This is a genomic window from Aeromonas sp. 30P, assembly GCF_051919805.1.
Taxonomy (GTDB): Bacteria; Pseudomonadota; Gammaproteobacteria; order Enterobacterales; family Aeromonadaceae; genus Aeromonas; species Aeromonas veronii.
In genome coordinates this window covers 4,339,486-4,352,255 of record NZ_JBQBEA010000001.1, presented here as the reverse complement: position 1 = coordinate 4,352,255, position 12,770 = coordinate 4,339,486, and the positions used below count along the sequence as shown (strand labels likewise).

Sequence of the window (12,770 nt, the reverse complement as noted above, 5' to 3'; positions counted from 1 at the left end):
CATGAACAGATGGTTTATCGCCCTGCTGTGTCTCTGCTTGCCCTTGTTTAGTCAGGCTGCCGCACCGGCCAAACGAGCCTTGCTGGATATTGCCGATGTACAGGGGCTGAGAACCAACCAGCTGGTGGGTTATGGTCTGGTGGTCGGTCTCTCCGGGACCGGTGACAAAAGCCAGGTCAAATTTACCGGCCAATCCATGGCCAACATGCTCAAGCAGTTTGGCGTGCAGTTACCGGACGATATCGATCCCAAGCTCAAGAACGTGGCAGCCGTTTCGGTGCAGGCCACGCTACCCGCTTTGGCAGGCAAGGGGCAGTTGCTCGATGTGACCGTGACTTCCATTGGTGATGCCAAGAGTCTGCGTGGCGGTTCTCTGTTGCTGACCCCACTGCGCGGTATCGACGGTGAAGTCTATGCCGTGGCGCAGGGCAATCTGGTCGTCGCTGGGGTGAAAGCGGAAGGGCAATCAGGTTCATCGGTCACGATTAACGTGCCGACAGCCGGGATTATCCCCAATGGCGCCACCATCGAGCGAGAGGTGGTCAGCAATTTTGCCGAAAAGCCGGAAGTGACCCTCAATCTGCATCAACCCAACTTCAAGACAGCCCGCAATGTGGAGCGTGCCATCAACCATCAGCTGGGGCCGGTTGCCCGAGCGGTGAGTGCCGGGCGGGTTCAGGTTGCAGCCCCCAGGGACGAGAGCCAGCGCATCGCGTTTATGGCCCTGCTGGAGGATATCAAGGTGGATCCGGGTCAGGAGCGGCCGAAGGTGGTCTTCAACAGTCGAACCGGTACTGTGGTGATGGGGCAGGGGGTCAAGGTTCACAAGGCTGCCGTCAGTCATGGCAGTCTGACGGTGACGATTGGCGAGAGTCAGACGGTCAGTCAGCCCAACGCCTTCTCCAACGGGCAGACCACGACGACCCCCAACTCCAAGATCCAGGTCGATCGGGAACGTAACAACATGTTTGTCTGGCCGGATGGCACGTCCTTGGAAGTGATCGTCAAGGCTGTCAACTCACTCGGGGCAACCCCCGATGATGTTATGGCCATCTTGCAAGCGCTTGATGAGGCTGGCGCCCTCGAAGGTGAGTTGGTGGTTATCTAAGGATTATCATGACCAGAATTAGCTCGGATCCCAGTTTTTATCAGGATCTCAATGAATTGCAGCAAATCAAAAGCAACCCGGATCAGCGTGCCGCGCTGGATGCTGCAGCCGGTCAGTTTGAAGTCAGTTTTTTGCAAACCGTGCTCAAACATATGCGCTCGGCGACGGATGCCCTGCAGGATGAGGACGACAAGATTATCAAGGGGCAATCCCTCTATCGCGATATGTATGACAGCCAGTTGGCGATGAGCATGGTCAAGCGAGGTGGCATCGGTCTGCGGGAGCAGATGGTCAACCAGCTGGCTCCGTCATTAAAGAATCCGGACGGGGTGGTCGCTTCAGAGCAGCAGACCCTGGCTGCGTTCAGCCAGCCTCTCAACTCGGTAAAAATGAAGAAGGTTGATTGATGTCGCTGCTCAATATCGGTTTTAGCGGACTTAACGCGGCCCAAATCGCGTTGAATGTCACCGCCCAGAATATCGCCAACGTCAACACCATCGGCTACAGTCGCCAGGAGGCCATGATGGGCAGCCTGTCCGGTTTTGGTCGGCTGGATAATGGCCAGGGGGTAGAGGTAACCGGTGTTCGCAGGATCACGGATGATTATCTGGTTTCCCAGCATTGGCGTAGCCGCTCGGCGACAGGCTCCTCCTACTCGTTTTACCAGTACATCAACACTACAGAGCAGCTGCTGGGTAGTGAATCGATGAATATCACCAAGGGGCTCGACAGCTTCTTTGCCTCCCTCAGCGCTGCGCTCGACAGCCCGGAAACCCCGGCACAACGCAGCCAGATCGTCAGCTCGGCCGGTGCGCTAGCGAACCGTTTTGGTCAGCTCAACGAGAGTATGTTGACCCAGGAGAAACAGATCGACGATCAGCTGAACAGCACGGTTTCTCAGGTCAACAGTTATCTGAAGCAGGTTGCCGAACTGAATACCCAGATCAGCGAACAGGCTTCCAAAGGGGTCAATACATCCACACTGGAAGACAGCCGTGAACAGGTCGTGCGCGAGCTTTCAACCTATATGGAGGTGAGGGTTAACCGGCAGAGCGATGGTTCGTTCTCGATCAGTCTGCCTCAGGGGCAGCCGTTGGTACTATCCGGCAGCAGCAGTACCCTTTCGCTGGCCGGTGACAAACTTAGCCTGAGTTTCGGTCCGCAAACCTTTGAGGTTCCAGCGCTGCATGGCGGGTCTCTGGCCGGGGTGATGGATTATCGCGCCAATGTGCTGCGTCCGCTTCGCGACGAGCTCAATCAGATGGCGAAGAAGCTGGCTGATGACTTCAATGCCAAACAGGCCGGTGGTGTCGATTTGAATGGTGCTCCGGGTAAACCCCTGTTTAGCTACGATCCGCTCAACCCTTCCGGAACCTTGAAGGTTGCCGATGGTTTTACCGGCGATCATCTTGCCTTTGCAAAGGCCGGCGGTGGTAAAGGTGACAATCGCAATTTGCAGGAGATCATCACGATCAAGGAAGGCCAGTACGACGCGTACAGTGCTCTGCTTGGCCGGATTGCGGTACAGAGTGGACAGGCCAAGGCGACCATGCAGGCTGATGCCAATATGGAGAAGCAGATGGCCACCAAGCTGAGCAGCGTGAGTGGGGTCAACACCGATGAAGAGGGGGTCAAAATCATGGCATACACCAAGGTTTATCAGGCCAATGCCAAGGTGATCAGCACCTCGGATCAGCTCTTCAATTCCATCCTGAACATGTTCTGACGGAGTGACCATGCGCATCAGTACCAACCAGATCCAGCTCAGCATGCTTGATAATCTGCAGCACGGTTTCGGCGAGTATGCCCGCCTCGATCGCCAGATCTCCTCAAACAAACGGATCCTTCAGCCTTCCGATGATCCTGTGGGAAGTGTGCGGCTGCTCGGCCTCAAGAAGGAGCAGGTGGCGATGGAGCAGTATCAGAAGAATATTGCCAATGCCAAAAGCCAGCTTTCTCAGGGCGAAATCCAGCTGGAGTCGATGACCAACATGCTGATGCGGTTGCGTGAGTTGACCCAGACTGCTGCAAACGGCTCGCTTTCCGAAGATGATCGCCGTGCCGTGGCAACCGAGGCGGCGATTATCAAAGATGGCTTGTTCGATCTTGCCAATGCGCGCAATGAGAGTGGTTCCAGCCTGTTTACCGGTAGCAAGGTCGATCAGCCTGCCTTGGTCAAGGTCACAGATCCGGCAGATCCTGACTTCGGCAGTTACAAGTACCAGGGCGATAGTCTGGTTCGCGAAGTCAGCATTGCCAATGGTGTGACGGTGGGGCTCAACCAGACTGCGGACAAGCTGTTTATCGACAATGGCGACTTCTTCAAACAGCTGGATTCCATGGTCGCCGCGATGGAGAGCGGAGCCCCCGATGCTGCCGATCAGGCTCGCGGCATGCTGGATCGCAGCAAGGTGTTGCAGGACGATATCAGCCAGATGGTGAGCACCATCGGTGCACGTATGAACCTGCTTGATCAGGTCGATGAGGGGCATGCCGAGAAAGGGGTCTATAGCAAGGAAGTGAGCAATCAGATAGAGTCCCTCGACTATGCCAGTGCTGTTACCCAGCAGGCCCATGTGTTGATGGCTTTGCAAGTTCAGCAGCAGGCATTTGCCAAGGTGAACGGACTCAGCCTCTTCAACTACATGCCATAAATTCAGGTTCAGGGAGCCATGATGCAGATTCAGCAAACCCGTTTGGGTGGAGTGGTCGAAACACCTGCCCAGCCCAGATTGCACGGGCGCCTAACTGCTCAGAGTGCGTCCCGGCCAACCGGCGAAACTGAGCGTCACCCCAATATCGTCCGGCTGGATCGGTGGGCTTTGATCGGGACTGCGCAGCAGCGGATCGCTCAGGCTCAAGGGGGAGAGCAGGCTTTGAGCCAGATTTGGGGTGAATTGAAGCGCCTAGAACAGCAACTCGGCCAGAATCGGGCGGCGAGCGGCGATCTGGTGTCACGTCTGAAAGTGTTGGAAGAGAAGTTGACCCAACCCCAAGCTCCCCTTAATACCGAATTAAAGCCACGTTTGCTGGCATCTGCAGGGGACAGTCGGGTGAGTTATGAGTCAGAGCGACTTGACCTGCTCACCCCCAAGTCGGGCGCCGAGCGCCTGGTGTTCTCTTTCCCACAGAGCAGCAGTGCAGTGGAAGTGATGCTGCCTGCTGGAGCCAATGAATCGGAAGTGGTCACCCGGCTGGATCGTGCACTACGCAAAGAGCATATTCAGGCGCGCCTCAACGAGTTGGGCAAGCTGGAGTTAAGTGTGCCGGAGTTGCATCGGCGCAAACTGGACGAACCTGTTCTGCTTAGTGGCGAAGGCATCCGTATCCCCGCCGGCAATCCTGTCCCCGTGCAATTCAAAGCCAAACCGGGGCAGTTGACTCAGTTGGGTGAAGGTATCGACAAAGGTGAGCTGCGACAGGAGCAACAGCGCCTGAGAAGATTGCTTGGGGAGATTGAGCAGTCGGTGCGGGAGCTGAAGCAGTTCCGCCAGCGGATGGTCAAGCAGCTCGATCGGGTCAAGGCGCGTAGCCAGAATATGAAACAGCAGGAGCTTGAGCAGCTTCAGGGCAAGCTGGGTGAGCAGCTCCGGGAGGGTGGTTTTATGGGAACCATGTCTGGTCTGCTGGCTCAGGCCAACGTATCGCGCCAGAATGTGGTGGCACTGCTCACATAAGGGATGACGTGCTACATCACCGCCAAGATGGAAAAAGAGACCGCCAGCAACATGCTGGCGGTCTTTTTTTCAGGGTTTCAGCAAGGCGTATAGAGTGAGGTCGGATGAAAAGCCTGAGGTACTTAGTCCCTCTTCTATGGTCTTGAGAAAGTTCCGGTTGTGCTGGCGTATAGTGTGATAACTGTAGAAAAGATCGATGACATCCTGTTCTTCCAGCTCCTTGTCCATGGCTAGAAGACATAGGTAGTTGCGCAGCAGGAAGTAATCGATCACCAGGAGCTGATAGGCCTGGAATGGTGTCGTCTGCTGCAGTGGAAAGTTGTTGTTGTAGACGTAGTAGAGCAGGTAGTTGTTGAGAATGTGAGGCCTTGTGGCCAGAAAGGGAGTTACCTTGTTGAGCCAGGCTTGTTGCAGCAATGCAAGCTTGCTTTCGTCATAAACGCCCTCTAGTACCTGATTTATTTTGTCGAGGCAGAACTGCATGGTCTGCCGGCCACGCCTTCCCTGCGAATATGCAACCAGCTGATGGGTAATTGTTCTCAGCCCCCACCACTGCAATGTGGGTATGGAGGGCAACTGTTCAAACATGACGTGGAGTTCCCCCTGCTCAGCCATTACCGCTACCTGCCCGAGAAATGCTTCGTGCGACAAGGAGGTTGCATCCCGATGAAGCAGCAGTCCGATGAGCCATAGGCGTAGTTCGACCGGGAGATCGGTGGCTGTCAGCACGTGGATGCTCAGACTATGCAGGGTTGCCATTGCCGTGGAGGGCGGCGTGGTAAAGGGGAGAGGCTGTCTGAGCGGGGTCTCCTCAGTCTGCATTGCCATTGGGTCTAGCAACAGGTGCCGGCAGACCTCGGGACAGGAGAGAACCAGAGATTTCTTGAGCTGGTTGGCTAGCCGGGTTTGGGTTCTGGGGTAGGTCTTGCAAGTCTGGCTCAGTGCATCTGGCCCTGCTTTGCCGTGGATCTGACACAATCGCTTCTCGTCAAGAAAAGGGCAGGCTCCCTGCTCGTCAAGGGTTATGACACCCCACTGTTCATTGCTTCTCTTTACTTTGCGGATGTGTTGTTTGCTCAGCGATTGTATTACGGGATCCGGGTGTTTTTCATAACTGCGGAGCGTCGCTTTATCGATACTGATGCTCCAGCTATGGCAGCAGTTGTCTCTGCAGCCATCTCCAATGCATTGAAATTGTGTGACAAACCGAGGGGTATATAGAAATGCTGCCATGTCGCTTTCCGATAGTGAAGGATTGCGATTCAAAGCAATAAACATGCCTATAAATTAATCCGGCGAGTTTATCACGGCCATTCCTGTCCATTGACTGACCTGAAAAAATATAAGAACAGAGGCCTAAATTTCCTGCGAAAAGTTGTCGTCTATATCTGATGTCAACCTAACATGCTGCGCCGCAGCGTCATATCGAGGATTACATCATGGGCTTGTCCATTCATACCAACTTTGCTTCCCTGACTACTCAAAGTCAGCTCAATACCACCAACAAGATGCTGGGTACCGCCATGCAGCGTCTGGGCACCGGTCTGCGTATCAACTCCGCTGCCGACGATGCAGCCGGCCTGCAAATGGCTACTCGCTTGCAGTCCCAGTCCAGCGGTCAGAAGGTTGGTATGCGCAACTCTCAGGATGCTATCTCCATGATGCAGACTGCTGAAGGTGCTATGGACGAGATGAGCAATATCGTTCAGCGTATGAAGGATCTGGCTACCCAGTCTGCTAACGGCACCAGTACCGCAGAAGACCGTAAAGCCATGGATGCCGAGTTTACCGAATTGCGCTCCGAGCTTGACAACATCACCAACAACACCACTTTCGGCGGGCAAGAATTGCTCAAGACTGGCAAGGGCTTCCAGGAAGATGTGACATTCCAGATAGGCGGTACTTCCGCTGAGAAGCTGGAGTTGAAAAAAACAGGAACCCTAGCCAAGGCTCTGGCGGAGGTCGTTGGCACTGGTAAGGGTACCTTGGACACTGATATTGCTGCAGGGATCGGGGATCAAAAGAAAGCTACCGATGCTATGGCTAAGCTGGATACTTTCTCCCAGAAAATCGGTGAGTCTCGTTCTGCATTTGGTGCCAACATCAACCGTCTGGAGCACACCGTCAACAACCTCTCCAACATGAAGGAGAACACTGACATGGCGAATGGCCGCATTATGGATGCTGATTTCGCTCAGGAGAGCACCAACATGACCAAGAACCAGATGCTGATGCAGGCTGGTATGTCCGTGCTGTCCAACTCCAACCAGATGACCGGCATGGTAACTTCCCTGCTGCGTTAATGCTGTGCGGCACTCATCCTGATTTTTGGGGTGGGTGCCTTTTTTTATTTTCTCTCTTCAGCCCGCTCTTATTTTCTTCTGTTTTGCCTCTATTCCTCTAATTTCTATTTCCTGATTCAAGTCTCTGCTCACAGCTGTCGCTTCTTACTTTTGTACGGTTATTTGCTGCGAACACAGCTTTAAATGAGGATCATGTTATGGGTTTGTCTATTCACACTAATTTCGCTTCTCTGACTACTCAGAATCAGCTGAACTCGACCAACAAGATGTTGGGTACCGCCATGCAGCGTCTGGGCACCGGTCTGCGTATCAACTCCGCTGCCGATGATGCCGCAGGTCTGCAGATGGCTACTCGTCTGCAAGCGCAGTCCAGCGGTCAGAAAGTTGGTATGCGTAACTCTCAGGATGCCATCTCCATGATGCAGACTGCTGAAGGTGCTATGGACGAGATGAGCAATATCGTTCAGCGTATGAAGGATCTGGCTACCCAGTCTGCGAACGGAACAGGCACCGCTGAAGATCGCAATGCAATGAACGCGGAGTTTACCGAGCTGCGTGCCGAGCTGAACAACATCACCAACAACACCACGTTTGGTGGTCAGAAGCTGCTGGCTAAAGATGAAGGCTTCCAGAAAGCCGTCACCTTCCAGATCGGTGGTACTGGTGACGAGAAGCTGGAGCTGAAAGCTGACGGCGTGCTGGCGAAAGCGCTGCAAGGTGTGATCGCCGATGACAAGGGCGCCAATGGGGCTGCTGTCAAAGCCGGTATAGATGACCAAGGTAAAGCCACTGCAGCCATGACCGAGCTGGATACCTTCTCCAAGGGGATCGGCGAAGCTCGCTCTGCTTTCGGTGCCAACATCAACCGTCTGGAGCACACCGTCAACAACCTCTCCAATATGAAAGAGAACACCGATATGGCAAACGGTCGCATCATGGATGCCGACTTCGCCCAGGAGAGCACCAACATGACCAAGAACCAGATGCTGATGCAGGCTGGCATGTCCGTGCTGTCCAACTCCAACCAGATGACCGGCATGGTCACTTCCCTGCTGCGTTAACTGAATGCGGGCCGCTCTCGAGAGAGCGGCCTTCCTCTTGCTATAACGTGTCGGTTGGAAAGCACTGAGTGGGTATTTTCCAACGGGCATGCCACAGAATAAGGGTGTAATGATGCAAGTAGATCCGGCCAGCATGGCAATGCAACTGGTAGCTATCGAGCGCCAGAATATGGACAAGCTGCTGAAAAAGCAGATGGACAGTATCAAGGGGCAGCAGAGTGCAATCAGCACACTCACGACCAAGCTGTCGACCTTCCAGACCATGCTCAAGGATCTGAACAAGGCATCCAACCTGCAAGCCCAGAAGGCCACCATGTCCCAAGAAGGGCTCATGACGGTGACGAGCAATGGAAAGGCCAGCTCGGGGCAATACAACTTCTTTGTGGAGCAGTTAGCCCAGTCTCATCAGGTTGGTCTTAGCCTGAATAGCGAAACCACTCCTCTGCCAACAGATGGCGTCTTCTCTCTGACGGTCAAAGGCAAGAGTGTAGATATCGATCTGGCCAGTTTGCCAGCCGGCGCAACCGTGAAAGATCTGGTTTCCCATATCAACAACGCCAAGGATAACCCGGGTGTTAAAGCCACACTGGTTCGGACCGACGGCAAGGTCAATATGGTGTTGACCAGCAAGGATAGTGGTGAAGAGAATGCCATCACGATGAATTACAGCGGTGATGCAAGCTCTTCCTTGGGCGTTGCGGTTGCCAACAAGACCGAGATCACCAAAGCCCAGGATGCCAGGTTGCAGATGGGCGGAAACAACCCGTTAACCATTACTTCTGCCAGCAACAAGATTGAAAATGTGGTCGATGGCCTGACCCTCCAGCTCACCAAAGCACAGAAGAGCGGCGATGCACCTCTGCAGGTGACGGTCGAACAGGATAAAGAGGCGGTTACCGGCTCGCTCAAGAAGTTTGTAGATAGCTATAACGAGCTGATAGACGAACTGGCCAAGATGACTTCAAGCGATCCCAAGGCTCCCGGGGCACTCTCTTCCGATAGCGGTGTACGCAGCCTCAAGAGCGCGCTTGCCAACAGCGTGCGCGATCTGCCCAACGGTCTTAGTCTGAGTAGTCTTGGCATCAAAACAGACAAGACCGGCAAGCTCTCCTTCAGCGAGACTGACTTCAACAAGGCACTGGAGAAAGATCCCGAGCTGCTGGGCAAGGCATTGATGGGGGATGATGGTCTGCTCAAGCGGATGAGCAATTCACTCGATCCCTACACCAAGCGCGATGGCGCACTCAAAGGGCGCAAGAGTGGCTTGGAAGCCAGTGAAAAGCGGGTGAATGAGCGAATGGAAGCGCTGGATCGCCGTATGAATTCCGCGTATAAGCGCTACCTCAACCAATTTACCACCATGAATCAGATGATGCAGACCATGGGCGCCCTGTAAGGGGTCTTGCTATTTGGCTGCCTCATCCGGAGCAAGCGAGTTTTACATGTTTGAACATCAAGATGGTTACGATGCTTATCAGTTTGCCGCTACTCAGGCCAAGGCTGCTAGCGCTGATCCGCATCAGTTGGTACTGATGCTGATGGAGGGGCTGCTCGACGAGATGGCCAGAGCCGAAGGACATATTCTTGCCCGCCAGTTTGAACGAAAGGGTCAGGCAATCAGCAAGTGTTTGCAGATTCTTGGCGGGTTGGACAGCGCACTTGATATGGATAAAGGTGGCGAGCTGGCAGCCAATCTGCATCGTCTTTATGACTACTGCGGTCAGAAATTGTTCGAAATCAGCGTTTCCAACAATGTTGAGGGATTTGCCGAAGTGCGCAAAATCCTGCAAGAGCTGAAAGAGGGTTGGGAAGCAATGGCGCGTCATCCTCGTTAATACGGAAGTAGTACTTCCTTCCTCTCTGTTCTTCCTCACGCCCAACATATTGAAATTTCTTGGTTCTCGGTCTGGCCCACTCCTTGCTTGTGGGCTGGTTCATCTTCTTTCTTGGGGCTCGTCATGTCAGGTATTGCTCCCGTGTTGCGTGAGACCGAACTGCAGACTCGCCAGCGTCAGTTATTGGGGTTGGGTACGCTATTGCTGCAACAAGCGCAAGCTGGCCAGTGGGATGCAGTCAGGCTAACCGATGGACGTTTCGCACAATTTGTCTCTCAAGTTAGCCGGAATCCCCAACTCTGGGCTGCATTGCAACCAGCAAGAGATAAAGCCCGAATTTTGTATCAACAGGCATTGCAACTCTGCGAGCAGGAGACCCAGGTTCGTAAACAGGAGTGGCAGCAGCTTTCTTCGATTCGTGAAGGTTTGACTGCCTACGGTGAGGCACAGCAATGGGATTGATTCAATTTAGTGGTTTTGACGCTGTGCATTCACCGGATGTCACGGCCTTGAATCGTTTATCCGGCCAAGCCGGCAGTGAAGGAGAGCTGTATCAACCGCTGGATGAGGTGGCGGATCCTCTGGTTACATTGCCCTTGCCCGAGCTGGCAGCCAGCGATGTTGCGGAAGCAGAAAAAGAGATCGAACAGCCGGGGGCGGAAGGCGATCCGGCTGAACAGCTGCAAGCGTTTACCAATATGCCTCCTCTCTTTGTCAGAGTAAGTGATGCCGATCTTGATGGTGTTCGTGTAAGCCGTACTTTTTCCCGAGCTGAAGGTAGCACCGATGGCCAGCAGGTGGTGGTGGATAACAAATTGCCGCCCTCTCTTCGTGCCTTGATGGGGAGTGTGACCACGCTGCCCGAACAAGAGGTGATGCCGCGTCGTGAAACGGTCTCTGCTGCTGCAGAACAGGCGCTCTCTACGTTGCTTGTCAAATCGAATGGGCAAACCGGTGTATTGCCCGGCCGCTTCACCTTGCCGATTATGGCCGCCGGTCTCGATGCTGGAAATGTGCCTGATACCGCTGCGGTAGAAAACAGGTTGCCAGATGCTCGCCAGCTGGCAGTTGGACAACTCGCCGCTGCACCGCTGCGTCCGGTCGACTATCAATGGGCACCTGTCCGGTTGTCAGACAACCAGAGCCAGTGGGGACAGCAGCTGGTTAGCCTGCTTCAGGACAAGGTTGAACTGCAGGTCAATCAACAGGTGAAACAGGCTCACATCCGGCTGGACCCGCCAGAGCTTGGGCGACTGGAGTTGACCGTCAAGCTCGATGGTGACCGGCTCAATGTCCAGTTGAACGTGACCAATCCGGCGGTGCGCGATGCGATGATCCAGTCGATGGAGCGCTTGCGCATGAGCCTGGCTCCCCATCATGCCGGCGGGGTCGAGGTCAATGTGGGGCAGGGTGGCGAACAGGGACAGCAGGAGCGGTGGCAACAGGAGAAGATCCTGGCTGGCCGCCGCCAGTGGCAGGATGATCCGGATTCCCAATGGGATACGGTGCACGACTGGCTCAATACACTGGTCTGATTTTTAACCCGTAACAGCGAGAGTGGTTTTACATTATGCGGCGTGTCATGAAGTGGTTGATGATATTCGTCATGGCTCTGTGTCTGTTGGCCATGCTGGCCTATGGCGCATGGCTTAAACGCGATGTGGTCGAAGTCTGGCTCGGATTGGCAGAGCCAAAGCCAGAGCTGAGCAGCACTCCGCTGTTCAAGCCGATGGAGCGCTTTGTCATCAGCCTGGAAGGGGGTGAACAGTCTCATTATCTGGTGCTGGAGCTGGCACTGGTGACCTACAACCCGGCGCAGGTTGCCAAGCTGGATGAACTGACGCCACTGATCCGCAATGCCATGGTGCAGTATTTCAGTCACCGCTCCCATGACGACGTAAAAGTCGAACTACAGAATATTTCAAGTTGCAGGTCTCTCTGCGCGACAAGCTGGTCACTACGGTACAGGGATATGGCTACAAGCCCTATCTTGATGAAGTGCTGATCACCAAGGTGCTGGTACAGTAGCCACAATATGACTGATTCCGTTTGGGATGCTCAACAAGAGTTTGCCGATACTCCGCAACTTCCTCGCACGGGAGAACCCGCAATTCTTGCTCGCTATCTACCCTTGGTGAAGCGAGCCGCCAGTCATCTGCGCAGCCAGGTCAGCGCCTGCTTTGATCAGGAGGACATGGAGCAGGTGGGAATGATGGGATTGCTGGAGGCGTGGCGCCGTTATGGCAGCGAGCCCGATGCCCAGTTTGAAAGTTATGCCTTCAAACGGATTCGTGGCGCCATGCTCGATGAGTTGCGCCGTCTGGACTGGCGACCCCGCCAACTGCGACAGCAGGTACACGGCCATAATCAGGCGCAGCGTGAACTGCACAATCGTTTGGGGCGCCCCCCCTCAGAGCAAGAACTTGCTGCTGCGCTCGACTGTTCGGTGGATGAGGTGCGTCAGTTGTCCTACGCCAGTCAGGCTGAAGCGCTGCAGAGTCTGGAAGAGTGGCTGGAGAATGGCGGCAAAGCTCCGACCACAGAGTCTGATGATGTCGATATGGCGATGACCATCAGCAAGGTGTTGGCCACACTGGATAAACGCGAGCAGTTATTGCTTTCCCTCTATTACCAGCAAGAGCTCAACATGAAAGAGATCGCGCTGGTGCTGGGATTAACCGAATCCCGGGTTTGTCAGTTGCACAAGCAATGTGTACTTCAGCTAAAGCAGCGATTGGTCGACTCCATATAGTAGTGCTTCACCTTTACTGGTGACCCTTCTTGTA

General features: G+C 54.4%; 14 protein-coding genes. 13 read left to right on the top strand and 1 reads right to left on the bottom strand.

All coding sequences use genetic code 11. From position 1 onward, the window contains the following. The first annotated feature begins 1 nt into the window (after position 1). From fgIL to ACTG2B_RS20520, 5 genes are all read left to right on the top strand, one after another. Complete coding sequence (gene fgIL / locus ACTG2B_RS20540) at positions 2–1,108, top strand: lateral flagellar basal body P-ring FlgIL (RefSeq protein WP_019444810.1); 1,107 nt, start codon at positions 2–4, stop codon at positions 1,106–1,108. A gap of 8 nt (positions 1,109–1,116) precedes the next feature. Further along, entirely contained in the window at positions 1,117–1,515 is a 399-nt protein-coding gene (locus ACTG2B_RS20535) for a rod-binding protein (protein ID WP_439996756.1), read from the top strand. Beyond that, entirely contained in the window at positions 1,515–2,834 is a 1,320-nt protein-coding gene (lfgK, locus tag ACTG2B_RS20530) for a lateral flagellar hook-associated protein LfgK (RefSeq protein ID WP_265773891.1), read from the top strand. Before ACTG2B_RS20535 ends, lfgK begins: the two co-directional genes overlap by 1 nt. Positions 2,835–2,844: 10 nt before the next feature. Beyond that, on the top strand, positions 2,845–3,762 hold the full coding sequence (gene lfgL / locus ACTG2B_RS20525; RefSeq protein WP_021231865.1) for a lateral flagellar hook-associated protein LfgL: 918 nt from the start codon (positions 2,845–2,847) through the stop codon (positions 3,760–3,762). Positions 3,763–3,984: 222 nt separating this feature from the next. Continuing rightward, positions 3,985–4,785 carry a hypothetical protein gene (locus tag ACTG2B_RS20520; RefSeq protein WP_429121117.1) on the top strand — a complete coding sequence of 267 codons (801 nt, stop codon included), beginning with the start codon at positions 3,985–3,987 and terminating at the stop codon, positions 4,783–4,785. A 69-nt stretch (positions 4,786–4,854) separates the two neighbouring features. Here the strand turns inward: ACTG2B_RS20520 and fliB are convergent, their stop codons facing one another. Continuing rightward, positions 4,855–6,063 carry a flagellin lysine-N-methylase gene (fliB, locus tag ACTG2B_RS20515; protein WP_439996755.1) on the bottom strand — a complete coding sequence of 403 codons (1,209 nt, stop codon included), beginning with the start codon at positions 6,061–6,063 and terminating at the stop codon, positions 4,855–4,857. 161 nt (positions 6,064–6,224) lie between these two features. On the opposite strand from fliB, the gene lafA (ACTG2B_RS20510) reads away from it, so the two are divergent. The 8 genes from lafA (ACTG2B_RS20510) (at position 6,225) to lafS (ending at position 12,736) form a co-directional block, all read left to right on the top strand. After that, positions 6,225–7,088 (top strand): lateral flagellin LafA, encoded by an 864-nt coding sequence (gene lafA, locus ACTG2B_RS20510; protein WP_019444804.1) that lies wholly within the window; start codon positions 6,225–6,227, stop codon positions 7,086–7,088. 197 nt (positions 7,089–7,285) lie between these two features. After that, positions 7,286–8,149, top strand: a complete 864-nt coding sequence (lafA, locus tag ACTG2B_RS20505; RefSeq protein ID WP_439996754.1) for a lateral flagellin LafA — start codon at positions 7,286–7,288, stop codon at positions 8,147–8,149. A gap of 112 nt (positions 8,150–8,261) precedes the next feature. Further along, positions 8,262–9,545: a lateral flagellar capping protein LafB gene (gene lafB / locus ACTG2B_RS20500; RefSeq protein WP_159159190.1), complete on the top strand. Its 1,284-nt coding sequence runs from the start codon at positions 8,262–8,264 to the stop codon at positions 9,543–9,545. Positions 9,546–9,591: 46 nt separating this feature from the next. Next, entirely contained in the window at positions 9,592–9,984 is a 393-nt protein-coding gene (gene lafC / locus ACTG2B_RS20495; RefSeq protein ID WP_019444801.1) for a lateral flagellar export chaperone LafC, read from the top strand. A gap of 123 nt (positions 9,985–10,107) precedes the next feature. Continuing rightward, positions 10,108–10,446 carry a LafX gene (locus tag ACTG2B_RS20490; protein ID WP_139478432.1) on the top strand — a complete coding sequence of 113 codons (339 nt, stop codon included), beginning with the start codon at positions 10,108–10,110 and terminating at the stop codon, positions 10,444–10,446. A gap of 47 nt (positions 10,447–10,493) precedes the next feature. Next, positions 10,494–11,519, top strand: a complete 1,026-nt coding sequence (locus ACTG2B_RS20485) for a flagellar hook-length control protein FliK (RefSeq protein ID WP_236553463.1) — start codon at positions 10,494–10,496, stop codon at positions 11,517–11,519. A gap of 71 nt (positions 11,520–11,590) precedes the next feature. Then, positions 11,591–11,989, top strand: coding sequence for a flagellar basal body-associated FliL family protein (locus tag ACTG2B_RS20480; protein WP_439996753.1), 399 nt, complete (start codon positions 11,591–11,593; stop codon positions 11,987–11,989). A 30-nt stretch (positions 11,990–12,019) separates the two neighbouring features. Beyond that, on the top strand, positions 12,020–12,736 hold the full coding sequence (lafS, locus tag ACTG2B_RS20475; RefSeq protein WP_047438672.1) for a lateral flagellar system RNA polymerase sigma factor LafS: 717 nt from the start codon (positions 12,020–12,022) through the stop codon (positions 12,734–12,736). Positions 12,737–12,770: the final 34 nt, after the last annotated feature.

Excerpts from the sequence above, each read along its gene's own strand:
- fgIL (WP_019444810.1), top strand. The coding sequence starts at position 2 with ATGAACAGATGGTTTATCGCCCTGCTGTGTCTCTGCTTGCCCTTGTTT.
- ACTG2B_RS20535 (WP_439996756.1), top strand. The coding sequence starts at position 1,117 with ATGACCAGAATTAGCTCGGATCCCAGTTTTTATCAGGATCTCAATGAA.
- lfgK (WP_265773891.1), top strand. The coding sequence starts at position 1,515 with ATGTCGCTGCTCAATATCGGTTTTAGCGGACTTAACGCGGCCCAAATC.
- lfgL (WP_021231865.1), top strand. The coding sequence starts at position 2,845 with ATGCGCATCAGTACCAACCAGATCCAGCTCAGCATGCTTGATAATCTG.
- fliB (WP_439996755.1), bottom strand. The coding sequence starts at position 6,063 with ATGTTTATTGCTTTGAATCGCAATCCTTCACTATCGGAAAGCGACATG.
- lafA (WP_019444804.1), top strand. The coding sequence starts at position 6,225 with ATGGGCTTGTCCATTCATACCAACTTTGCTTCCCTGACTACTCAAAGT.
- lafA (WP_439996754.1), top strand. The coding sequence starts at position 7,286 with ATGGGTTTGTCTATTCACACTAATTTCGCTTCTCTGACTACTCAGAAT.
- lafB (WP_159159190.1), top strand. The coding sequence starts at position 8,262 with ATGCAAGTAGATCCGGCCAGCATGGCAATGCAACTGGTAGCTATCGAG.
- lafC (WP_019444801.1), top strand. The coding sequence starts at position 9,592 with ATGTTTGAACATCAAGATGGTTACGATGCTTATCAGTTTGCCGCTACT.
- ACTG2B_RS20490 (WP_139478432.1), top strand. The coding sequence starts at position 10,108 with ATGTCAGGTATTGCTCCCGTGTTGCGTGAGACCGAACTGCAGACTCGC.
- ACTG2B_RS20480 (WP_439996753.1), top strand. The coding sequence starts at position 11,591 with ATGGCTCTGTGTCTGTTGGCCATGCTGGCCTATGGCGCATGGCTTAAA.
- lafS (WP_047438672.1), top strand. The coding sequence starts at position 12,020 with ATGACTGATTCCGTTTGGGATGCTCAACAAGAGTTTGCCGATACTCCG.